Source organism: Paraburkholderia graminis C4D1M (assembly GCF_000172415.1).
In the GTDB taxonomy this organism is placed as follows: Bacteria; Pseudomonadota; Gammaproteobacteria; order Burkholderiales; family Burkholderiaceae; genus Paraburkholderia; species Paraburkholderia graminis.
In genome coordinates this window covers 217362-239934 of the sequence record NZ_ABLD01000001.1, presented here as the reverse complement: position 1 = coordinate 239934, position 22573 = coordinate 217362, and the positions used below count along the sequence as shown (strand labels likewise).

At 61.0% G+C, this 22573-nt stretch carries 18 protein-coding genes; 7 read left to right on the top strand and 11 right to left on the bottom strand.

From position 1 onward, the window contains the following. The 6 genes from BGRAMDRAFT_RS01130 to ppk2 all read right to left on the bottom strand — a co-directional run bounded on the left by BGRAMDRAFT_RS01130 (position 1) and on the right by ppk2 (position 8721). On the bottom strand, positions 1–3246 hold the full coding sequence (locus BGRAMDRAFT_RS01130; protein WP_006046779.1) for an efflux RND transporter permease subunit: 3246 nt from the start codon (positions 3244–3246) through the stop codon (positions 1–3). 12 nt (positions 3247–3258) lie between these two features. Beyond that, complete coding sequence (locus tag BGRAMDRAFT_RS01125) at positions 3259–4386, bottom strand: efflux RND transporter periplasmic adaptor subunit (protein WP_371026833.1); 1128 nt, start codon at positions 4384–4386, stop codon at positions 3259–3261. Positions 4387–4701: 315 nt separating this feature from the next. Further along, positions 4702–5088 (bottom strand): response regulator transcription factor, encoded by a 387-nt coding sequence (locus tag BGRAMDRAFT_RS01120; protein WP_029965773.1) that lies wholly within the window; start codon positions 5086–5088, stop codon positions 4702–4704. 186 nt (positions 5089–5274) lie between these two features. Beyond that, positions 5275–5904, bottom strand: a complete 630-nt coding sequence (locus tag BGRAMDRAFT_RS01115) for a response regulator transcription factor (protein ID WP_006046776.1) — start codon at positions 5902–5904, stop codon at positions 5275–5277. Then, on the bottom strand, positions 5901–7136 hold the full coding sequence (locus BGRAMDRAFT_RS01110) for a PAS domain-containing sensor histidine kinase (protein ID WP_232292216.1): 1236 nt from the start codon (positions 7134–7136) through the stop codon (positions 5901–5903). The genes BGRAMDRAFT_RS01115 and BGRAMDRAFT_RS01110 overlap by 4 nt, the downstream gene beginning before the upstream one ends. Positions 7137–7899: 763 nt before the next feature. Next, on the bottom strand, positions 7900–8721 hold the full coding sequence (gene ppk2, locus BGRAMDRAFT_RS01105; protein WP_006046774.1) for a polyphosphate kinase 2: 822 nt from the start codon (positions 8719–8721) through the stop codon (positions 7900–7902). 228 nt (positions 8722–8949) lie between these two features. On the opposite strand from ppk2, the gene BGRAMDRAFT_RS01100 reads away from it, so the two are divergent. Beyond that, positions 8950–9600: a hypothetical protein gene (locus BGRAMDRAFT_RS01100; RefSeq protein ID WP_006046773.1), complete on the top strand. Its 651-nt coding sequence runs from the start codon at positions 8950–8952 to the stop codon at positions 9598–9600. Positions 9601–9832: 232 nt separating this feature from the next. Next, positions 9833–10090 carry an RNA recognition motif domain-containing protein gene (locus tag BGRAMDRAFT_RS01095; RefSeq protein WP_006046771.1) on the top strand — a complete coding sequence of 86 codons (258 nt, stop codon included), beginning with the start codon at positions 9833–9835 and terminating at the stop codon, positions 10088–10090. A 28-nt stretch (positions 10091–10118) separates the two neighbouring features. On the opposite strand, the gene BGRAMDRAFT_RS01090 is transcribed toward BGRAMDRAFT_RS01095, so the two are convergent. Together BGRAMDRAFT_RS01090 and BGRAMDRAFT_RS01085 are read right to left on the bottom strand one after the other, a co-directional pair. Beyond that, positions 10119–10706: a BPSL1445 family SYLF domain-containing lipoprotein gene (locus tag BGRAMDRAFT_RS01090; RefSeq protein ID WP_006046770.1), complete on the bottom strand. Its 588-nt coding sequence runs from the start codon at positions 10704–10706 to the stop codon at positions 10119–10121. A gap of 161 nt (positions 10707–10867) precedes the next feature. Next, positions 10868–11308: a glycine zipper family protein gene (locus BGRAMDRAFT_RS01085; protein ID WP_044020158.1), complete on the bottom strand. Its 441-nt coding sequence runs from the start codon at positions 11306–11308 to the stop codon at positions 10868–10870. Between the two features lie 522 nt (positions 11309–11830). Here BGRAMDRAFT_RS01085 and BGRAMDRAFT_RS01080 point away from each other — a divergent pair. From BGRAMDRAFT_RS01080 to BGRAMDRAFT_RS01060, 5 genes are all read left to right on the top strand, one after another. Then, the gene (locus BGRAMDRAFT_RS01080) at positions 11831–13582 is read left to right on the top strand and encodes a SulP family inorganic anion transporter (protein WP_006046768.1); all 1752 of its coding nucleotides are present in this window, start codon (positions 11831–11833) and stop codon (positions 13580–13582) included. A 163-nt stretch (positions 13583–13745) separates the two neighbouring features. Next, positions 13746–14333, top strand: coding sequence for a hypothetical protein (locus BGRAMDRAFT_RS01075; RefSeq protein ID WP_006046767.1), 588 nt, complete (start codon positions 13746–13748; stop codon positions 14331–14333). Positions 14334–14528: 195 nt separating this feature from the next. Further along, on the top strand, positions 14529–16220 hold the full coding sequence (gene aspT, locus BGRAMDRAFT_RS01070) for an aspartate-alanine antiporter (RefSeq protein ID WP_006046766.1): 1692 nt from the start codon (positions 14529–14531) through the stop codon (positions 16218–16220). Positions 16221–16276: 56 nt separating this feature from the next. Further along, a complete protein-coding gene (locus BGRAMDRAFT_RS01065) occupies positions 16277–17932 on the top strand; it encodes a bifunctional aspartate transaminase/aspartate 4-decarboxylase (protein WP_006046765.1) in 1656 nt (551 codons plus the stop codon). A gap of 85 nt (positions 17933–18017) precedes the next feature. After that, positions 18018–19397 carry a glutamate decarboxylase gene (locus BGRAMDRAFT_RS01060; protein WP_006046764.1) on the top strand — a complete coding sequence of 460 codons (1380 nt, stop codon included), beginning with the start codon at positions 18018–18020 and terminating at the stop codon, positions 19395–19397. A gap of 45 nt (positions 19398–19442) precedes the next feature. On the opposite strand, the gene BGRAMDRAFT_RS01055 is transcribed toward BGRAMDRAFT_RS01060, so the two are convergent. The 3 genes from BGRAMDRAFT_RS01055 to BGRAMDRAFT_RS01045 all read right to left on the bottom strand — a co-directional run bounded on the left by BGRAMDRAFT_RS01055 (position 19443) and on the right by BGRAMDRAFT_RS01045 (position 22559). After that, positions 19443–20588: an AI-2E family transporter gene (locus BGRAMDRAFT_RS01055; protein WP_006046763.1), complete on the bottom strand. Its 1146-nt coding sequence runs from the start codon at positions 20586–20588 to the stop codon at positions 19443–19445. A 193-nt stretch (positions 20589–20781) separates the two neighbouring features. Beyond that, positions 20782–21054, bottom strand: coding sequence for a hypothetical protein (locus tag BGRAMDRAFT_RS01050; RefSeq protein ID WP_006046762.1), 273 nt, complete (start codon positions 21052–21054; stop codon positions 20782–20784). Between the two features lie 164 nt (positions 21055–21218). Continuing rightward, positions 21219–22559, bottom strand: a complete 1341-nt coding sequence (locus tag BGRAMDRAFT_RS01045) for an ArsB/NhaD family transporter (RefSeq protein WP_006046761.1) — start codon at positions 22557–22559, stop codon at positions 21219–21221. Positions 22560–22573: the final 14 nt, after the last annotated feature.

Here is a 22573-nt window from a genome sequence, read left to right as displayed (position 1 = left end):
TCAGTCGTCCTCGTGCCTGGCTGAAGGCGTGGCGTTGGGCGCACCGGGACCGCCCGCAGCGGGCACCACGGGCACCACAGGCGTCACCGGCACGGGGGTGCCGGCGTCCGCCCCCGGCTTGGTCTTCGGTCCGCTCTTGCGTGACGACCACGATTCGAGCACGTAATAGAACATTGGGATGAAGAACACCGCGATAACGGTTGCGCCGAGCATTCCGCCGATCACGCCGGTGCCGATCGAATGCCGGCTGTTCGCCGACGCGCCCACCGCGATGGCGAGCGGAACGCAGCCGAGAATGAACGCGAGCGAGGTCATGACGATCGGGCGCAGCCGCTCTTCGGACGCGCGCACGGTCGCATCCAGGACCGACGCGCCCGCCTCCCGGTTGATCACCGCGAACTCGAAGATGAGAATCGCATTCTTCGCCGCGAGCGCGACCAGCATCGTGAGACCGATCTGGAAATAGATGTCGTTTTCGAGGCCGCGCATCATGATCGCGAGGAATGCCCCGAATAGCGCAAATGGAACCGCCATCAGCACGCCGACCGGCAGCGACCACTTTTCGTACTGGGCGGCGAGGATCAGGAACACCATGATCAGGCCGAAGATGAACACCGCGCCGGAGGTCCCGCCGGACTTGCGTGCTTCATAAGCCTCACCGCTCCACGCTACGCCGTAGCCGGCGGGCATCTGCGCGGCGAGTTCTTCCAGCGTGCTGATCACCTGGCCCGAACTGTAGCCGGGCGCCGCATTCGCCGTGACCAGAACCGCCGGGAAATTGTTGAAACGCGTCAGCAGATCGGGACCCGTGACGTATCGGTAAGTCGCGACCGCCCTCAGAGGAATCATCGATCCGCTCTTGCCGCGCACGAAGATCTGATCCAGATCCTGAGGCCTGAGGCGGTACACCGGATCGGCCTGCAAGATGACCTGCCACAGCCGGCTGGAGCGGTTGAATTGCGAGACATAGAGGGAGCCGAACATCGTCTGCATGGAGCTGTAAATGTCTTCAATCGGCACGCCGAGCGTCTGCGCCCTCTCACGGTCCACCTCGACCAGCAACTGCTGCGACGAAGCGTTGAACGTCGTCGTGACGCGCGAAAGTTCGGGGCGCTTGCGCGCCTGCTCGATGAATTGCTGAACGACGCCGGCGAGCTGATCAATCGTCGCGTCGCCCTTGCTCTGTATCCAGACTTCGGTTCCGCCCGTTGTGCCGAGGCCTGGAATGGATGGCGGATTGACCGGAATGACGAGCCCGGCCGTCACTTTCGACAAGGTCCGGTAAGCGTCCGTCAGCACCGCTTTTGCGTTTTGCGTGCTGCGGTTCGCGCGCGTGTAGCGCTCGTCGAAACCCTTCAGGCCGACGAAAAAGGTGCTGGCGTTATTCTTGTTCTGGACATCCAGCAAGCTGTAACCGTCGACCGTGGTGATGCTGCCGACCGCCTCCTGCTTCATGAAGTACTCGGTAACCTGGTCGGACACCGACGCCGTGCGATCCAGGCTCGCGGCATCGGGCAACTGGACCGCGCCGAGCAGATAGCCCTGGTCCTCGGGCGGCAGGAACGCACCCGGAATGGCTTTAACGATCACCACGGTCAGCGCGATCATGCCCACAAAGATCAGCAAGCCTAGTACGAAGCGCTTGATGATGAACTGGATCGCGCGCGAGTAGCCGCTTGTCATTCGCGCGAACGCATTCTCGAACCAGCGGAAAAAGCCCTTCTTCTCCTTGTGCGTGCTCTTGAGCAGCACCGCGGCCAGCGCCGGCGACAAGGTCAGTGCCACGAGACCGGAGATGACCACCGAGATCGCAATCGTGATAGCGAACTGCTTGTATAACTGACCGGTGATCCCGCTCACGAACGCCACTGGCACGAACACCGCGCACAGCACGAGCACGATCGCGATGACCGGTCCCGCGACCTCGTCCATCGCCGCCTTGGCAGCTTCCTTCGGAGGAAGCTTGTGGACCGTCATGTTGCGCTCGACGTTCTCGATCACCACGATCGCGTCGTCAACCACGATGCCGATCGCGAGCACCATCCCGAAGAGCGTCAGCATGTTGATCGAGAAACCCAGCAGCGCCATGCCCATGCACGTCCCGACAATCGAAATCGGCACTGCCAGCACCGGGATGAGCGTCGCGCGAAGACTTTGCAGGAAGATGTACACGACGATCACGACCAGCACCAGCGCTTCGAAGAACGTGTGGATCACGTCGGAGATGGACGCTCGCGTGAACTCCGTTGTATCCATCGCGATGTCGTATTTGATGCCCTCCGGGAACGACTTGCTGAGTTCCGCAAGACTCGCGCGCACCTGCTTCGATACATCGAGCGCGTTTGCGCCGGGTTGCTGATAAACCGCGATGATCGTCGCGGGCTTGCCCTGGAAACGGCTGCGGATCGAATAGTCTTTTTGCCCGAGTTCGGCCCTGCCTACGTCCTTCAGCCGCACGATCGCCGAACCTTCGCTGGCGGCGCGCAGGATGATGTTTTCGAACTGCGCCGGCTCGGCGAGACGGCCGCTTGTCGTCACCGCGAAAGACTGTTCGACGGGCGATCCCGTAGGCGACTGCCCGATGCGGCCGACCGCGAACTGCTGGTTCTGGTTCTGCACCGCGGTTTGCACATCGGTCGCCGTGATCGCGAGCTGCGCCATGCGGTCGGGCTTTAGCCACACTCGCATCGCGTAGTCAGGCGTACCGAAGATGCTCGACTGGTTGGCGCCGGGAATGCGCTTCAGTGCATCGAGCACATAGATGTTCGCGTAGTTCGCGATATACGTGCTGTTAAAGCGCTGGTCCGGCGAATAGATGGCGATGACCATCATGAATGCCGACGACTTCTTCTGCACCTGGACGCCCTGCGCCTGAACCGACTGCGGCAGTTGCGGCAGTGCCAGGTTCACGCGGTTCTGTACGTCGACCTGCGCGAGCTGCGGATTGGTGCCGATTTCGAAGAACGCGTTAATGGTCAGATTGCCGGTCGACGAACTCGACGAGTTCATGTAAATCATGTTGTCCGCGCCGTTCACCTGCTGCTCGATCGGTGCGGCCACATTGTTGGCGACAACATCGGCGCTCGCTCCCGGATAGGTGGCGGAGATCGTGATCTGCGGCGGCGTGATATCCGGATACTGGGCGACGGGCAATGAGAACATCGTCAACGCGCCGCCCAGCGTGATGACGATGGAGATCACGGACGCGAAGATCGGCCGGTCGATGCAGTAGTGGGAAATACTCATCGTTGCCGTCCTTTATTGCGTGCCGCCGGCGCTTGTCGGCCGCTGGACGATTTTTAGCGGCACGCCGGCCGTCACGCGGATCGCGCCGTCGACGACGACACGCTCGCCGGCCTTCAGTCCGTCCGTGATGAACCAGTCGTCGCCTTGCCATTCACCGACTTCGACGACCCGCTGATGGCCCTTCGATTCGTTGTCTACGACCCACAGAAAGTGGCTCTTCGAGCCTTGCAGCACCGCGCGCTGAGGCACGAGAATCGCGTTGGGCCGGATCGCGCCGGCCACGCGCGCGCGCACGAATTGTCCGGGACGCAGGACGGACTTCGCATTGTCGAACACGGCCCGCACGAGGAAGGTTCCCGTCTCCGTGCTGAAAGCAGGATTGGCAAAGTCGATGGAGCCTTGCTCCGGATAGACCCCGCCGTCGGCCAGGACCAGCGACACCGTGAAGCCGTTATTCGGAGGGAAGCGCAGACGTCCGGTGGCAATCTGATCGCGGTATCTCAGCATTTCATTCTCGGAAATGCTGAAGTTGACCCACATCGGATCCAACTGATAGACGGTCGTCAGCAATCCCGATTGCGTCGCCGTGACGTAGCTGCCATCCTGTTGCCGCGCGAAGCTCGACAGGCCGGTCAGCGGCGATTTGATCGTCGTATAGCTGAGGTTCAGGTTCGCGGTGTCCACTTCGCCTTTGGCGGCGATAACCGCCGCGGCGGCTTGCGCCTCGCCGCCGACCGCGTCGTCGAGATCTTTTTTGCTCAACGCGTTCTGCGCCACCAGCGGTTGCACGCGCGCCAGATTGGCCTTTGCCACCTGGTGCCGCGCCTGCTGCTGCGCCAGTTGACCTTTTGCGGTACGCAGCGCGGCCTCGAACGGCTTCGGGTCCATCAGAAACATGGTCTGCCCGGTCTTCACCAGCGAGCCCTCGACGTACGCGCGCCGATCGAGGAAGCCGTCGACCCGCGCGCGTATCTGAACTTCGCGCGAGCTCTCTGTCTGCGCGGTGAATTCAAACTGCACAGGCGTGTCGCGCGGCGTCACCGTCATCACAGTGACTTCGGGCGCACTGGGTTGCGGCAATGCCTCACTCTTGCCGCAGCCCGCGACGAGCGCGAGCAGCGCAAGAGCCAGCATCGACATCAGCAACGGGATCAGCAACTGCCGCAGTGTCGACTGCGAATGCCGGATAGGCCCAGCATCGTCGGGCGTGCCCGTCAGCGCTCGAGAAAGACGCACCGGCAGCCCTGGCAGCAAGCAGGTAACGGAGGCAGTATTCATCGCATGCTCCGGCTAAATGCGTCCGGGGTCTTTATCACCGTATTCTCCGGATGGCGTCAGCGCGGCTGACGGCTGCGGGAATTCCAGTTTGGTCATCGCGCAAAGGCAGGGCAATGGGACTTTGGTCTCATATCGCGGCGCGTGCGCCTCTGCGTAGCAGACGCGGCAACAGCGGCGTCAGGGCGTGAGCGGAATGCCCAGCGCCATCTGGACCGTGCGGATCAGGACCGAACCGTTGAATGGTTTGCGCAAATAGCCGACTGCGCCTGCGGCCAGAACCTGCTCCCGCACGGCGGCATCGTCGTGAGCCGTTATGATGACGACGCGAATCAGACTTCCCGCCAGCCGGCGCTGCACATCGAGTCCGCTGATGCCGGGCATCTGAACGTCGAGAACCGCGCAGCCAGGACGGAATGACGGAACCGACGACAGCCTGTCGAGGAACTGTTCCCCTGTGGTGAAGACCTCGGCCTCCATGCCAACCGACCTCAGCAGGCGCTTGATCGCCCTTCCGACCGACTCTTCATCGTCGACCACGGCCGTTGTTGGTGTGGCATTACCCATATGGTGTGTCGGACCTTTCAGACGGTGCGGCAAAAAGGCGATTGAGTAGAGAAGCGTAGCCGTCCGGCGCGTAGACGGAAATAGGACTTTGGTCTCGTCCCTGACGGATTGCGAAGGATTACGAGGAATTTCAACGATTTACGGATAGGCAGAACGCCCGTACCCGGGCGACACGCATGCGTTCTGCTAGCGCCCGGGGTCTGCGCTCTGTGCCAAACGAGCCTTCTCGGCAAGACGGACGAGTTCAGCAAGCGAACCGGCTTTCATCTTTTCCATCACACGTGCGCGATGGATCTTGATGGTCTTTTCCGCCGCCCCGAGTTCGCTCGCCACCTGCTTGTTCAGATAGCCTTCCACCACGAGCATCATCACCTCGCGCTCGCGCGGCGTAAGCTGATTCAGGCGGCTATGGATGTCGGCGAGTTCCGCGCGCGCCGCGAAAATGCGCCGTGCCCGTTCTAGCGCACGTTCGAGCACGTCGAGCAACACGGCGTCATGGACAGGCTTCGGCAGGAAGTCAGCCGCGCCGGCCTTCATTGCATCGATGGCGGAATCCAGGTCGCCATGACCGGAGATGACAATGACCGGCACGCACTCGTGCAACCGGCGTTGGAGCGCGAGTCCGCTCAGATCGGGAAGTTGCAGGTCCAGCAACAGACATGCCGGAGACGCTTCCAGATCGGCGTCTTCGATAAACGCTTCCGCACTGGCGAACGTTTCCACGCGATGCCCCGCGGAGCGGATCAGTCGTGCCAGAGCAGTGCGGACGTGTTCGTCGTCATCGACGATGAACACCACGGGAGCGGAAGCGTTCACGACGTATAGCGAGAACCGGATGCCAGGCCTTCAGCGTCGCCCGCCGATGGAAGCAGGATGTGAAATGTTGCACCCCCATCATCGTTGTTGTCGGCCCACAGACGGCCGCCATGCATCGAGATTATCGAACTGCTGATCGACAGGCCAAGGCCGAGCCCATGCATCTTCGACGTGAAAAAAGGTTTGAATACGTCGCCGACCTGGTCCGCATTGAGCCCCTGCCCCCGATCGTTCACGGTGATGCTGACGCCTGCCTGCTGAGGCGCTGCCCTGATTCTCACCGAGACCACGCGATGTTCCGCACTGCACTGTTCGACGGCGTCGAATGCGTTTTGCAACAGATTGATCATCACCTGCTGCAACTGCGTGTTGTCGCCGCGTACTTGCGGCAAATGCTTTTCGACGTCGAGCGTGACGCTTACGCCAAGTGCGAGCGCACTGCGGCGCATCAGGTGGGTCGCGCCGCGCACGAGCGTATCGATAGCGAGCGGCCGCGTTTCGGGCGTCGCGCCTCTGACCAGTTGGCGCAGTTTGCGAACAATTTCAGTGGCTCTGAAGCTGTCGTCGACGATGTCCGCGAGCGCTTCCCGCAAATTGTCAGGGTCGCTTACGGGCGACTGGAGAAATCGCTGCGCCGCCTGCGCGTTGCCGAGAATCGCGGTGAGCGGCTGATTGATTTCATGCGCGAGAGCCGCCGCCATTTCGCTCAGATCCGACACCCGCGCGGGTTGCACACTCTTCAGGTCGTCTGCGGAGGCGTGCGCGTGTTCGCACGGATCCACGATAGTCACGATCCACGGCGATGCGCCCGCTTCATATCGCGTGCATTGCACGCTGACCGGACGCTCGCCGCCGTCCCTGCACCGGGCGACCGCCATGCGTCGCACGCCTGCGGTCCCAGCGCGCGAACCCGGCACGAAGGCGCCCGAGGGTATGGCCTGCTTATCTGTGTCGTCGGCTGTGTGATCGGCTGTGTCGTCGGCTGTGTCGTGCGCGGTGTCGTCCGCCATGCGCGGACACAATTGCATGAAGGACAGGCTGCACAGTTCGTTTGCCGTATACCCGAAGAGCGCCGCCGCCGGTTCATTGACCTGCATGACCCGATAGTCGTCATCGATGACCATCACCGCAACCGGCATCGCATCCAGCAGCGGCCTCAGATCGGCGCCTGCGTAGCCAGACGGCGCGTCGTCAGCGCGGCGGTGCCACCAGGGTATATATCCGGCTAGCACAGCGCTCAATCGGCTCGCCCGTCCGGCTTGAGCTACCGCGGAATGCCTGCGCGCGCGTGTGCTGCGCGGGTCCCGACGCACCGTATTCTGGCCCGCTGCCGACCGGTCGCGGGGGAGATGGAATCCTGCGTCGTGCAGATGCATGGGTGTCTTAATTGTGCCCGCCATAAGCTCGAGCGCTGAACCGGAAGCGGCGGCGCGAACCCGCCCTGGAGAAATGAGCCGCTCAACTGCTGCCACGACTTCGGACACTACGTTGCGATGATGATGCCTGAGACCATTCATGATCGAACTCTCCGTAGGATGCCTTACGGTGTCGAGCAGCAACGTCGATTTGCAGCAGTTTGCAGCCGATGCTTGCCGCGTGGCCGCGAACCTTCTCGCTGACGAGCCAGCGCACCGACCTGTGAATTCAGCAGCGATCCACTAATAGCGAAGTATTCGACCGCGGACCCGGCTAAGACGATGTTCTGTCTGCGCGTCTTTTGAGAAAGATATACTTAAGCGTAATGAAATGACAGGCTTGTTGTCAGATTTTCCCTAATATTTGACTGACCCTCGATCTCGACCAAGTAAAAAAGACTGAATGATTCACCGGGTCTATTAAGGCTGTCCGCACATAGCCTGAACGCCGTTGGAATGACGTGCCGCATTGCGTTTCAGGGCTGGAATACGGACATGAAGCGCCGTCACACCGCCGAAGGTTCGAAGCGCTGATATATCGTGTGCAAGTCGTCTGGATACGCAAACCGTATAACCCGTGTCAAAATTTTTCGGGTACATATTTATACGGATAAGCGGGCTCCTGATAGCTCTTCGCCTTCTGTCGCGACGGCAATTGAATTGCTTCGCGTCGCACGGGCTCATACGGAATCTGGCTCAATAGATGGCTAATGAGATTCAGGCGTGCCCGCTTCTTATCGTTCGAGATCACGACATGCCACGGTGCGAATTCCGTGTCGGTCATCGCGAACATATCGTCGCGGGCGCGTGAATAATCGTACCAGCGCCGGTACGATTCGATGTCCATCGGAGAAAGCTTCCAGATCTTGCGCTCGTCCTTGATGCGCGCTTCGAGCCGCCGCGTTTGCTCCTCGGGACTCACCTCCAGCCAGTACTTGAGGAGAATCACGCCCGAATGAATAATCGCGCGTTCGACGAGTGGCACGACGCGCAGAAACTCCTGCACCTGTTCATCGGTGCAAAAACCCATGACGCGCTCGACGCCCGCCCGGTTGTACCAGCTTCGGTCGAACAGCATGATTTCTCCCGCTGCTGGCAGGTAGGGCAGATAGCGCTGAATGTACATCTGACTCTTTTCACGCTCGGTGGGTGCAGGCAGTGCGACGACCCGGAAGACGCGCGGACTGACGCGTTCTGTAATCGCTTTAATGGTGCCGCCCTTGCCCGCGCCATCGCGGCCCTCGAAGATCACGCATATTTTCGCGCCGCTTGCTTTCGTCCATTCCTGAAGCTGGACCAGTTCGACATGAAGCCTCGCAAGCTCCTTCATATACGCCTTGTTGTCGAGCTTGCGCGCACGTCCGGCGTCTTCGACGTTGCTGGCATCGGCCATTCTGGACATAGTCTCGCCTCCATATTCTGTGCCCGCGCGGCACCGCTTGCCTTCTCGACTATCGACGCCGGATAAGACGCGGGCAATAGGACCTTAGGCCGATGTTGGCGAGCAGCCACCATGATCCAATGCATTGCGTAGCCGCTTCAACGCAGCGCGCATCTGTCGATAGCGCAAATAGCCGCGCCCGAAGAAGCCGTCAGGTAATGAACAATGAACAATCGGTAAGAGGTGTTCATGGAGCAGGATAAGCGTGTGCCGTTGCTCAATCTCATCGATCGCGTCTCCGAAATCCTGTTCGGCCTCCTCATGGCCGTGACAATTATGGGCTCCGTATCGATAGCTTCCACCTCGCGCGACCCGGCCCGTGCGGCGAGCATTGCCGCCCTCGGCTGCAATATCGCGTGGGGACTTGTTGACGCAGTCATGTATCTGATGCGGACCGCGACCGAACGCACGCGGATACGCCGCATCGCACACAAGGCGCTCGGCGCGGACGCGAACGGCGCACGCCGACTGATTGCCGATGAATTGCCGGAGCACGTGCGGGTCATTACGGGCGACGACGAACTCGAAGGTATGCGCAGGCGTTTGCAGACGATCGAGCCGCTTCGTCGTCACGCACTCGGGCCGCGGGACTTTGTCGAAGCCGCCGGCATCTTCGCGCTAGTGGTCATTGCCACTTTTCCGGTGGTCGTCCCTTTTCTGCTGTTGAGCGACGTGAAGGCCGCCATGAACACGTCACGGGTAATCACCGTCGCGATGCTGTTCGTGCTTGGCGTCGCGCTTGGCCGCTACGCGGAATATCTGAAGCCGCTGCGCACGGGCCTTGCTATGGCCTTGCTCGGCGTCGTGCTCATCGCGGCGGTGAAAGCGCTGGGAGGTTAGCGTGGCTGCATCGGGACAGAGGCCATGCGGAGAAACCGGCGCATTAGAGCGACCGCCGTGCGCGTGTAGGACTTTGGTCTAATTGCCAGGGTCAACTGCCGCCTTCAGGATCAAAGCGATGGCGAGCCGCCCGCCGCTGATCCCGCGCTTGGCCCGAGAGCCGCCGTATAGCGGCGGCGGCGTCAACCTCATGGCCCGACCGATGAATTGACGGACACTCAAGGAGCGCATCATGGCCGATCTCTGGATAGGAAACGTCGAAGAGAGCACTTCGGACGACGAAATCAGGGACTTTCTTATCAAGTACGGATTTCCGCCGTTTGATCAGGTCATGCGCTATCACGGAACCGGAGCGCGGCCCGCGCTCGTGCTCACCTTCCACGACACTCCGCCGGACGCATTGCGCCGCCTGCAGTCGCGAATCCACAACATGTTCTGGAAGAGCCGGACCATCGTCGCGCAGGTCATGCCGGAGCACGACGACAGCTAGGAGAAGCCGCGCACGTGGCGCGGCGCGTTCATATCGTCAGCCGGGTCACTTTCGCGCCGTTGACCGACGCATCGGCCATCAGACCGACATTGGTCAGCACGAGCGCCACGACTTGCGACGACGCGGACGTCGTATCGATAGCCCCGTTGGCACCGACCTTGGCGATCGACACCCCCACATCGCCACCCGCCGACCAGCCTGCCGAACTTTGGAACGCAGCGAGCGAATCCTGGGTCATGAAGAGGAAAATGACCGCGGTCGACTGTGCCCCTGCCTGGAACCCAAACGACGCTCCCGCCACGCTGAAGTAGCCGGCCGTCTTGCCGCCGGAACGCAATGCGCCCTCGCCATACTCGGCGCCGACGATAAACGCCGCCTTCTTCACGTCCGGGAACACGAGGATGCCTTGAGCCTTTGACATGAGCTCGCGCGAACCTTGCACCGTCGATGACAGCCGGCTCAACGTGCCATCGACGCTCGCATCTATCGCCTGGCGCTTCGAAGCATCGGTCTCGCCACTCTTGCCGCTGCTGGACGTCATCGTGCAACCGGCAAGAACCAGAGTCCCGGCGGCCGCGGCAGCAGTAGTCGTCAGCACAAAATGCCGTCTGTTCATTGTTCACCTCCATAGTGTTGCCGTGGCGAAACTTTCCGTGCCCGATTACATGATGTCATGGCGGCTGACTCGGCGAATCGGACTTTGGTCTTACAGCGCGCTCGTATCCGCGTCGCGGGAGGCGCGCAACTCGTTGCGTCGCTTAGGATCCCTCTTTCGCCTCATTTCACCGAATATCCTCGCCCTTGCATGCATGCGGCCCACGCCCGATCATAAGTATCGATAGCCCCTTGCGATTGAGCCTGAGTGGAGGCCGCTGCAGCCCGTTGATTGTTGCGAGCCCGCGCGCCGCCGGCCATCGTGCCACCCGCTGCACCGATTGCGGCGCCCTTGCCCGCGTCACCGGCAATCGCGCCTATCGCTGCGCCTCCAGCGGCGCCGCGCGCGGCGCCTCTAACACGCTCGCCGCCGCCGACCGCAGGTCCCGAAGGTGGTGGCGGGCTGGTGTTCACCGTCGCTGGATCGATGCCCGTGTTGCTCTTGGCCCACGAATAGCATGCGCCGTCGTCCTTCTGCTGCTGTTGCTGGCTTTGCCCTTTGGCGGGATAGGCAACCGGCTTGGCCTGCACGGCGGAGCCAAACAACACTCCGCTCGCAAGCACCGCGCAAAAGCAGCGTTCCCTGTAAGTGTTCACAGCGACTCCTCGATTGGGCGCGCGATGACGGCATCGGATTGCATCTGCCCGTGCGTGCCGCGCCGTCGGATACAGCGGCCCGCATGCGGCGCCGTCGACGCATATCGTCATGGACGCTGACGAACCTCACCGCCGCGCCGAAGCCCATCGACCGTCGGCCGCCGTCAGCGTGTCTGTGCGACTCGTCCCTATCCGTCACGCACGCGCGCAGGTCGCGCAGGCGCGCCGCGAACCTGGGAACGCACAGTCCTGCTTCGAAGATTGTGTCGCCTGCCGGGCGAACACAATCGGACCATGGTCGTATCCGTTCGACGATGCCATCGGACAGCCGCAATCTGCACCAGGACCAAAGTCCGATGTGCACCGGTTCTCCCCCGCACTATGCTGAACAATCGGTACATGATCGTCGCCGTGAATGGGTGACGCCCGGACGGCTCTGTTCGCGCCCCGCTACGAGCTCGAACCGGCTCCGCGAAAGGAGACCTCGCGATGAGCGACCCGCCTCGCCCACAGCCATCCATGTTGAACCCGGAGCGTGTCGCCGGCTGGCGTGCGGTATTTCCCGTCGCGCAGTGGCTTCCTGCCTACCGCGCCGAGTGGCTGAGGCACGACGCGATTGCGGGCGTGACGCTTGCGGCCTACGGCATTCCCGTGTCGCTCGCGTATGCAACGCTTGCCGGGTTGCCGCCCCAATACGGCATCTACTGTTATCTGCTCGGCGGCCTCTGCTACGCCATCTTCGGATCCTCGCGGCAGCTTGCGGTCGGACCGACATCGGCCATTTCAATGCTCGTCGGCGTGACGGTCGCGGGCCTCGCAGGTGGAGACCCTGAGCGCTTCGCGTCCATCGCGGCGCTGACGGCAATACTGCTGGGAGCGATGTCCGTCGTCGCATGGATACTTCGGCTCAGCTCCCTCGTCAACTTCATCAGCGAAACGATTCTGCTTGGCTTCAAGGCCGGCGCGGCGCTCACGATCGCGCTCACGCAGTTGCCCAAGCTGTTCGGTGTCCAGGGTGGAGGCGAACAGTTCTTCGAGCGCATCGTCGTGCTCGCCCGGCAACTGCCCGATACGAATTTCACGGTGCTCGCGTTCGGGCTAGCCGTCATCGTCCTGCTGCTGCTCGGAGAACGGCATCTGCCGGGGCGCCCAGTCGCGCTGCTGCTAGTCGTGGCCTCCATCATCCTGATGTCGGTCACACCGCTCGCATCGATGGGCGTCAAGGTCGTCGGTGCGATCCCACAGGGCTTGCCCGCGTTTCATGCGCCGGGCCTACGCTTGCGCGACGTGGACGGAGTGATTCCGCTCGCCTTCGCCTGTCTGCTGCTCGCTTATGTAGAAAGCGTCTCCGCCGCGCGCGCCATCGCGCACACGCGAGGCTATGAGATCGATCCGCGTCAGGAATTGCTGGGCCTCGGCGCTGCGAATCTGGCGGCTGGCTTTTTTCAGGGTTTCCCTGTGGCCGGCGGACTCTCCCAATCGTCGGTGAACGACAAAGCCGGCGCAAGGACGCCCCTCTCGCTCGTGTTCGCTTCCGTGACGATCGGGCTTTGCCTGATGTTCCTGACAGGACTCCTCGCCAATCTGCCTAACGTGGTTCTCGCGGCGATCGTGCTCATCGCGGTTAAAGGTCTCATCGACATCGACGAACTGCGCCACGTATGGCGCGTCAGCCGCTATGAATTTCTCGTTGCGATGGTGGCTTTTGCCGCGGTGCTGCTGCTTGGCATTCTGAAAGGCGTCATCTTCGCCGTGCTCGTTTCCATGTTGCTGCTTATCAGACGCGCTGCCTGTCCGCACGTCGCGGTTCTGGGCCGCATTCCCGGCACGCGCCGCTATTCGGATATCGAGCGCAATCCCGACAATCAGCCAGTACCTGGCGCATTGATGTTCCGGGTCGAAGCATCGTTGCTCTACTTCAACGCCGACTATGTTCGCGCCACGGTGTGGGCACATATTCGCGCTTCCGCGCAGACACACTCGCTCGTGATATGCGATCTCTCCGCTTCGCCGTTCGTCGATCTTGCGGGCGCACGCATGCTGGCGGCGTTGCACGCCGAACTGGCAGCGGCCGGCATACGCCTGCGGCTCGTCAGTGCTCATGCAAGCGCGCGCGATATCCTGCGCGCCGAGGGAGTGGAACAACAGGTGGGTTATATCGGACGGCGCGTGTCGGTGGCCGATGTCATCGATGAGTGGCATGGCGTTGCCAGCGCCGGCGTTACCGCGCCGCCCAACTGACAGCCACAGGGAGGAACTGCAAACAGACAGAAGAAGGCGTCCAACGATCCGGCATGCCAATGCCTTGCTTGCCCTGCTTTGCACCTGGTGGTCCAAGGCATGGCGGATTCCCGGCATGTTCGGACTGTCAACGAAAGAGTGTCCTCACCCAATGGAGAATTCAATGAAGCACAGAACAGCGCTACTCATCGCCACGATGATCGCCATCGCCCCGACAGCGTGGGCACAGACGGAAAATGTGGAGACGATGAAAGCTCCCGGCCACGCCAGCATTAAAGGCACCAGCCGGATGACGGCGACCGTGGACTCCATCGATGCTGCGACCCGAACTGTCACGTTAAAAACGCAGCAAGGAAAAATGGTCGAGGTCGAAGTCGGCCCCGAGGCGCGCAACTTCGACCAGTTGAAGGTAGGCGACGTGGTGACAACGGTCTACCGCGAATCGCTAAGCCTCAGTCTCAAGAAAAACGGCACTGAGCCCGCGTCGATTTCGGAACAGCCTTCAATGGAGCGCGCGGCCAAAGGCCAAAAACCCGGCGGCACATTAGGGCGACAAGTCACAATCGTCGCCGACGTGATCGCAGTTCACCCCAAAACCAAAACCGTCACGCTGAAGGGTCCGAAGGGCAACATAGTGGACCTGGTTGTTGAAGATCCGGAACAGATCGCGAACATAAAAAAGGGCGATCAGGTGGAAGCCGTGTATACCGAAGCGCTTGCCATCTCGGTCGAACCGGCCGTCAAGAAATAATGCTTTTGCGCTGACTTGGGGTCTCGCAAAAAAACGGCAAAGCCGACGAAACTGCACCAAATAGGACCAAGGTCCGATACATCGCGAAATGTCGGAAATGTAATCTTGATAGGGTCGCGAAAACAAGGCGTCGCAGAGAAACTGTATCGGACCAACTGCTTCCTTTGGACGGAGTACTTTCCATCAGGAGTGCGTATGTCATGGCTCTCGGAAACACTACGCAGTTACCCGGAAATTGCAATTTTCCTGTCTCTTGGAATTGGCTATTGGGTCGGCGGAAAAAGCTTCAAGGGATTTAGTCTCGGCGCGGTGACGGCAACGCTTCTCGCCGCCATAGCGATAGGCCAGCTAGGCATTACTGTTTCGCCGAATGTGAAGTCAGTTTTCTTCCTGATGTTCCTCTTCGCAGTGGGATACGGCGTGGGTCCGCAATTCGTACGGGGCATCGCGAAGGACGGCATTCCGCAAGCGCTTTTCTCCGTGGTTCAGTGCCTGCTATGTCTGGCGGCGCCTGTGGTCGCGGCAAAAGTCGCGGGTTACAGCATCGGCTCGGCTGCCGGGCTGTTGGCCGGCTCGCAAACAATCTCGGCGTCGATGGGCCTTGCCACCGACGCCATCAATCGCCTCGGCTTGCCGGCGGACGAGAGCAAGGCGCTTCTCAACGCCATGCCGACCGCCTATGCCGTCACCTATATATTCGGCACGATCGGCTCTGCACTGATACTCGCCACGCTCGGCCCCCGGCTATTGCGCATCGACCTCGTGGCCGCCTGCAAGGAGTATGAAGCAAGCCTTGGCGCCACGCGCGAACTGGGCGGCGCTGGTCAGGCATGGCATAAATTCGAATTCCGCGCATATCGTGTTCAAAGCAACGGGCCTGCCGCAGGGTTGACAGTTGCACAGGCCGAAACAATGGCTGCGGTAAACAGCAGGCTTTTTATTGAACGCATCAGACGCGACGGCCAGATACGGGACGCCACACTCGATCTGGTTTTACAACCCGACGACATCGTCGCGGTGGCGGGACGCCGTGAACAACTTGTCAACGCCATCGGGCCCGCGGCACTGGAGATCGACGATCCCGATCTTCTCGCGGTTCCTGTCGAAGGCGTCGACATCTACGTGACCAGCAAGGCAATCGACAACAAGACGCTGCAGGAACTGAGCACACTCCCCGCTGCAAGAGGAGTGTTTTTACGGAAGATCAAGCGCGGACCGACTGAGACGCCCATTCCGATACTGCCCAACACCAGGTTGCACCGCGGCGATGTGATCACCGTCGTCGGACGCACGCAGGATACAACCGCTGCAGCCGAGGCCATCGGCGTGCTGGACCGGTCGACAAGCGTAGCCGATATGGCTTTCGTCTCGCTCGCCATTGCGGTGGGCGCCCTGATCGGTGCAGTGGTGATCCGTGTCGGCGCGATTCCAATTACGTTGTCGACGGCGGGCGGCGCGCTCATCGCCGGCATCGCATTCGGCTGGTTCCGTGCGATACATCCGACGTTCGGCCGCATTCCCGAACCGACGATCTGGTTCATGAACTCGGTGGGGTTGAACGTGTTTATCGCGGTGGTGGGCATCACCGCCGGTCCCGGTTTCGTCGCCGGATTGCAGCAACTCGGCGTCAGTCTGTTTCTTTGGGGCATCGTCGCAACATCGGTTCCGCTGATCCTCGGCATGTTCATCGCCAAATACATATTCAAATTCCATCCCGCGCTGCTGTTCGGCATCTGTGCGGGTGCCCGAACCACGACGGCAGCGCTCGGCATGGTCTGCGATGCTGCGAAAAGCCAGGTGCCCGGTCTGGGATACACCGTCACCTACGCGGTCGGCAACACACTCCTCACGATCTGGGGGATGGTGATCGTGATAGTCCTTTCATGACAGCGCAATGCGTGCGTGGCTACCTGAATACGCAATACTCGATCTGGAGGTAAGTGATGGAGAAGTCCCGCAAATCGGCGGCAGGCGATACTTCGAAACTGGCCGCACTCAGCCCCTTCGAGCTGAAAGATGAACTCATCAAAGCCGCTGGCGGCAGCGCGGTGGAACGCCCAGCGAATCTGGCCATGCTCAACGCGGGCCGCGGCAACCCGAACTTTCTCGCGACGATTCCGCGCCACGGTTTCTGGCAACTCGGTCTCTTTGCGATGCGCGAGTCGGAACGTTCATTCGCGTACATGCCCGAGGGCGTCGGCGGATTTCCGAAGCGAGATGGGCTCTCCGAACGCTTCGAGCTGTTCGTGCGTGAGAACAAGGGCACGCCGGGCATCGACTTCCTGGCGGGTGCCGTTTCCTATGTGCGCGACCAGCTCGGGCTTTCCGCCAACGATTTTCTGTATGAGATGTGCGAGGGCATTCTCGCGTCGAACTATCCGGTGCCCGACAGGATGCTGAAGCTGTCGGAAATCATCGTCGGACAGTATCTGCGACGCGAGATGATCGGCAAGCATCCGTTCGTCGGCGAATTCGACCTCTTCGCGGTTGAAGGCGGGACGGCGGCAATGACCTATATCTTCAACACGATGCGCGAGAACCGGCTCATCAAACCGGGCGACAGGATTGCGCTCGGCATGCCGATTTTTACGCCTTACATCGAAATTCCACGGCTAAACGACTATGAGCTCGACGTAGTCAATCTGAACGCCACGGTAGAGAACAACTGGCAGTACTCGAATGAGGAACTCGACAAACTACGCGACCCAACGGTGAAGGCATTCTTTCTCGTCAATCCGAGCAACCCGTCGTCTGTCAAGGTCAGCGACGACAGTCTCCGGTATATCGCCGACATCGTGAAAGAACGCCCCGACCTGATTCTGCTGACTGACGACGTGTACGGCACATTCGCCGATGACTTCGTGTCGCTCTTTGCCCTCGCGCCTCACAACACGATTCTCGTCTATTCGTACTCGAAGTACTTCGGCGCGACGGGCTGGCGGCTTGGCGCGATCGCGACGCATCGAGACAATGTGCTGGACCGTCTGCTCGCCGAATTGCCGCAGGACGTCAAAAAAGTGATGCATCACCGATACGAGTCGATCACGACCGAGCCCGATCAACTGAAGTTTATTGACCGCCTGGTGGCCGACAGTCGTACTGTGGCACTCAACCATACGGCCGGGTTGTCGACGCCGCAGCAGGTTCAGATGGTGCTGTTCTCGCTGTTTTCGTTAATGGATACGCCCGACGCGTACAAGAACGCATTGAAGCGGCTCATCCGCAACCGCAAGAAAGCACTCTACGACGAGATCGGCATTTCATTCGAGGATACCGATCCCAATCAGGTCGATTACTACGCGGTTCTCGACCTCGAGTATCTCGCCGAGCGGGCGTACGGTCGCGAGTTCGTCGAATGGCTGCTCAAGAATACCGCGCCCACTGAGCTGCTGTTCCGTCTCGCGCGTGAAGCTCGTGTCGTACTTCTGCCGGGGCGCGGCTTTGGGACGATGCATCCATCGGGTCGCGTTTCGCTCGCCAATCTCAACGAGTCGGACTACAGGCAGATCGGCAAGGCCGTACGGCACATGCTTTCCGAGCATGTCGACCGATACAACAGTGAAACAGGCAACACGCTCGACCGGAATAAAACCTTATAGATCCGTCTCGAGCCGCACCGCAATGTCTGCGCGCGGGTCCGCAAGCAGCCGACCCGCGTCCGCTATTCCTGTTGAGGAGACGCATATGACTACGCCCCCCGAGAAGATGACCCCGTATGACGAATTCAACCTGGAGGTGCCTGAAAACGCATTCCCGCAACAGGGTATGTCGGCGAAAGCGGCAGCAGCGCTCGTGATCAGCGACGAATGGACCGACGCGAATCCGATGCTGAACATGTCGTCGTTCGTGACGACATGGGCCGAGCCCGAAGCGGCAGAAGTTGCAAAACGCAACATCTTCAAGAACTACATCGACCACGACATGTACCCGCAGGTTTTCGCAACCGAAACGCGCATGGTGAAGTGGCTGCATCAACTATGGAATGGCCCGGCAGGAGTCGAGCCGTACGGCACGGCTACGATTGGGTCGTCGGAAGCCTGCATGCTCGCCGGGCTCGCACACAAGTGGAACTGGCGTCAGAAGCGCGAGCGTGAAGGCAAGGATGCGACCCGGCCTAATATGGTGACGGGCGGCAATGTGCAGATTGTGTGGAAAAAATTCCTGCGCTATTTCGACGTCGAGCCCCGCATCGTTCCGCTCAGGCCGGGCAACTATCGGCTAACCGCGGAGCAACTGGACAAGTATGTCGACGAAAACACGATCGCCGTAGTCGCCATTGCCGGCCAGACGTTCACTGGCGAAGACGACGACATCAAGGGCATTCATGACTGGCTCGACGCCTATGAGCAGAAGACCGGCATTTCGGTTCCGATGCATATCGACGGCGCGTCGGGGGGATTCGTTAATCCGTTTCTTTATCCCGACTACGAATGGGACTTCAGGTTGCCACGCGTGCAATCGATCAACGCGTCCGGTCACAAATACGGACTGGCGCCGCCCGGACTCGGCTGGGTGGTTTTTCGGGAACGCAAAATATTCAACGAAGATCTGGTCTTCTACGTCAACTACCTGGGCGGCGAAATGCCGACCGCCACGTTGAACTTCAGCCGCAACGCGTTTCAGGTCGCGGTTCAGTACTACATGTTCTTGCGCCTTGGGTTCGACGGCTATAGACGAATCATGAAGCACACCTTGAACAACGCCATCGCGCTGCGAGAAATGATCGTGAAGAGCGGCTATTTCACGATCATGAACGAGACGCAACGCATCCCCGTTGTCGCCGTGACGTTGGACAAACGAATCACGAACTTCAACGAATTCGACGTTTCGAACAAGGTTCGCGAAAAAGGCTGGGTGCTGTCCGCCTATTCAATGCCGCCCGATGCTGAAGAGGTGAAGAGCCTTCGGATCGTGGTGCGGCCTCACATCAACCGCAACTCCGCTTTGCTGCTCGGCGGCGATATCATTCGCGCCTGCAGATTCCTCGCGGAACACGGCGGAAACGCGACCCCGCCCAGGCTGCACACGCACAGCGTGGAAACGTCCTCTACAGTGAAATGCTGAAGTGCTTATCGCGACGTGGACGCGAGCCGGCGCCGTGTGGCAGCGTCACGAATGCTTCGGTACTTCGGCTCCCTCTGTCTGCGCGAGGCGCGCGGGCTCGTTCTCGTCGATCCGCTCGGCCTGCGGCTGGTCTTTTACCCATCGCCAGAACAACTCGTAACCGACAGCAAGCATGACGGGGCCGATGAACAGCCCAATGACGCCGCCTGTCACCATGCCGCCCAGCGCGCCGATCAGCACCACGGGCATCGGCACCGCGACGCCTCGGCCCAGCAGCAACGGCTTGAGCACGTTATCGGCCAGGCCCGCGACGAACACATACGCGGAGAAGGCGATCGTCGCCGTGCTGACGCCTTCCGTGAGCATCACGAACGCGATCACCGGAAGCGTAATCAGCGTGGCCGGCAATTGCATGATGCCGATAAGCAGTACGCCGAGCGCCAGCAAGCCCGCGGCCGGAATACCCATCACCACGAACCCGCCGCCGATCAGCAACATCTGGATGAACGCGATGCCCACCACGCCTTGAGCGACCGCGCGAATCGTCGCCGTACAGAGATCGGTGATCTGCGCGCCCCGCTCAGGGCCGGAGATGCGTGACGCAATCTGCTGCGCGCTGCGGTGGCCCCTTTCGCCATACGCCATGAGAATTCCCGCGACGATCAGCGCGATGAAGAAAATGAGCAGTCCCGCGCCTAAGCCAGTGACGGTGCCGAGCAACGCACGGCCGGCTTCTTTGAGTTGCGGCGCAAACCGCTGCGCGAGGCCCGTCAGGTCTGTCGAGGCCTGCTGCCAGAAGTCGTGCACGTGCTGGCCGACCAGCGGCCAGCCTGCAACCGATTCGGCCGGCGGCGGAATGCGGAAGCTGCCGCTTTTCACCACCGCCATCACATGCTCGATCGAATCGGCGACCGCGACGCCCAGCAGATAGCTCGGCACCAGAATGACGCCGAACGCGACGAGGACGATCAGCGTGGCAACGAGACCGTCCCTGTTGCGCAAGCTCCTGCGCAACCGGATGTGCAACGGATAAAGCGTGATCGCAAGGATCAGTCCCCAGACCATCAGGTCGAGGAACGGAACGACGATCCGGAAGCAAAATACGGCAAGAACAGTGATCAGCCCGGCGCGAATCAATACGTCGAGCATTTCCCGGGATAGCGTTCTGTGAACGGTCGGTGTGGGCAGCATCGGGTTATCTCCGCGCAGGAATAGCGCAATGCACGCGTGCGCGAGAAGAAGCGTCAGGTTCAGGATCGCAGCACGGGATTGGCCGAAAGCGGCATCGTCCAGCGGAACAGGCGCAAGCGTCGCTCGCTGCCACAGCGGAGGCAATACGCGACGCTGTAACGCAGCGTCGGGCGGTCGCTCTTCACTGCCGCTACTACTGGTCCACACCCTGACGCGCAGCGGCTACAGCCACGTCGCGTTTCTTTTTGGCGTCGCTTTTCTTATGGTCAAAGACCTTTTTGGCAGCCGCGACTTCCCTGTCGTACTCGCGATTCGCCGCAGCGACCTGCTGGTGCATTTTCACGATTTCATCGGGATGGTCAGCCGCTGACGGTGCAGTTGTTCCAGAAGCGCCTTGCGCCCAGACACCAGGAACGGATGCCAGTGCAAGAGAAGCGGCCGCCGCGACCGCGATCAGGTGTTTCATGACGGACTCCAGACGTTATGCTCGCATCGTTGAATCTGCCGATTAAAGCCGGCGAGCTTCCAGCCTATACACGTCCAGACGAAAGTTGTATTGGACTTTGGTCCCATGATCGGGCTGCCTGGCTGCGCATTCGTCTTCCTGGCACGCGGCGGTGCGTGCGCGCGTCACCGCATGAAATGCGCGAGCGCGAACACATAGACCGCCGACGCCGCCAGTTGCGCAACGGTGACAGGCAGCCCGTAGCGCAGAAAGCGGACAAACGTAATGGGCTTGCCTTCGCGTGCGCAGATTCCCGCTGCCACTATGTTGGCCGCGGCTCCGACAAGTGTCGCGTTGCCGCCGAGCGTCGCACCGAACATCATGCCGACGAACACTGCAATCGTAGGCGCAGGCCACTGCGTGAACTGATCCGAGAGCGCGACTTCGGGCACGAATTCCGCCGCCACCAGGTAGCCCTTCACCATCACGATAGACGCCGCCGCTACGGGCACGTTGGCAAGCAGTGACGAAAGCAGCCCGATGCCCGCGATCATCGCGAGCGCGACGAGCGTAAGGCGCGTGCCGAACAACTCGTATAGCTTGACCGACATGACCTGAAGAAGCCCCGTCTTCGCCATCGCCTGAACCAGACAGAAAATGCAGGCGAGGAACAGCAGCGTTTTCCAGTCGACATCGCGCAGCACGTTGTCGGTCGGTTCGACTTTCGCCGCGTAACCGACGAGTAGCGCCAGCGCACTGGCAATCAGCGCGACCATGGGCGGGAGGAGGCGCGTCGGCAGCGCTTCGCCGAACACGAACAGCACCATCATTGCGGCCAGCACCGCGAGCGACAGACCGGCGTATGCGGGCCTCGCGATGCGCGCGCGCTGTTCCGCAGGCGGCAAGGTCCGCCGCACTCGCCAGATGTCGGGCATCAGGAACGGCAACAACGGCACCACGACGGCGAGCGCCAGCAGGCCGCCAAGACTCACGTGCTTCAGATAGTTGCCGAACGTCATGCCGATCGAGCTGCCGACCAGAAACGTCGCCGGATCGCCGACCAGCGTCAGCAGTCCGGCGGCATTGCTGACGATCGCCGTGAGGATCATCGGCAGCACGATATCCACTTCGAGTGCCACCGCCACGCGAATGATGATGGGTGCGAGGAGGATCACCGTCGTGGCATTCGGCAGCAACGCGCACAAGGGCGCGACGACAACGATGAGAAGCAGAAGAAAACGCCGCCCGCTGCCGCCGGTCGCCCGCAGATACACATCGCCGATCAGATCGAACACTCCGGTGGTCGAGAGGATGCGCGCGACGACCATGCCGCCGAACAGAAGACTGATCGGCCCGGCGGCGATTCGCACCGCAGCGAGAAGATCCTGCTCGTCGAGAATGTTCAGCACGATCAGCACGCACATGCCGACTAGCGCCGCCACGGCCATGTCGATCACATTGAACGCGATCGCGAGTATCACTGCCGCGAACACGCCCACCACGATATAGACCTGCATTGCGCTCATGCCAGCCCTCGCGC

Coding starts and splice junctions, on each gene's coding strand:
- BGRAMDRAFT_RS01130 (WP_006046779.1), bottom strand. CDS start 3,246: ATGAGTATTTCCCACTACTGCATCGACCGGCCGATCTTCGCGTCCGTG.
- BGRAMDRAFT_RS01125 (WP_371026833.1), bottom strand. CDS start 4,386: ATGTCGATGCTGGCTCTTGCGCTGCTCGCGCTCGTCGCGGGCTGCGGC.
- BGRAMDRAFT_RS01120 (WP_029965773.1), bottom strand. CDS start 5,088: ATGGGTAATGCCACACCAACAACGGCCGTGGTCGACGATGAAGAGTCG.
- ppk2 (WP_006046774.1), bottom strand. CDS start 8,721: ATGTCCAGAATGGCCGATGCCAGCAACGTCGAAGACGCCGGACGTGCG.
- BGRAMDRAFT_RS01100 (WP_006046773.1), top strand. CDS start 8,950: ATGGAGCAGGATAAGCGTGTGCCGTTGCTCAATCTCATCGATCGCGTC.
- BGRAMDRAFT_RS01095 (WP_006046771.1), top strand. CDS start 9,833: ATGGCCGATCTCTGGATAGGAAACGTCGAAGAGAGCACTTCGGACGAC.
- BGRAMDRAFT_RS01090 (WP_006046770.1), bottom strand. CDS start 10,706: ATGAACAGACGGCATTTTGTGCTGACGACTACTGCTGCCGCGGCCGCC.
- BGRAMDRAFT_RS01080 (WP_006046768.1), top strand. CDS start 11,831: ATGAGCGACCCGCCTCGCCCACAGCCATCCATGTTGAACCCGGAGCGT.
- BGRAMDRAFT_RS01075 (WP_006046767.1), top strand. CDS start 13,746: ATGAAGCACAGAACAGCGCTACTCATCGCCACGATGATCGCCATCGCC.
- aspT (WP_006046766.1), top strand. CDS start 14,529: ATGTCATGGCTCTCGGAAACACTACGCAGTTACCCGGAAATTGCAATT.
- BGRAMDRAFT_RS01065 (WP_006046765.1), top strand. CDS start 16,277: ATGGAGAAGTCCCGCAAATCGGCGGCAGGCGATACTTCGAAACTGGCC.
- BGRAMDRAFT_RS01060 (WP_006046764.1), top strand. CDS start 18,018: ATGACTACGCCCCCCGAGAAGATGACCCCGTATGACGAATTCAACCTG.
- BGRAMDRAFT_RS01055 (WP_006046763.1), bottom strand. CDS start 20,588: ATGCTGCCCACACCGACCGTTCACAGAACGCTATCCCGGGAAATGCTC.
- BGRAMDRAFT_RS01050 (WP_006046762.1), bottom strand. CDS start 21,054: ATGAAACACCTGATCGCGGTCGCGGCGGCCGCTTCTCTTGCACTGGCA.
- BGRAMDRAFT_RS01045 (WP_006046761.1), bottom strand. CDS start 22,559: ATGAGCGCAATGCAGGTCTATATCGTGGTGGGCGTGTTCGCGGCAGTG.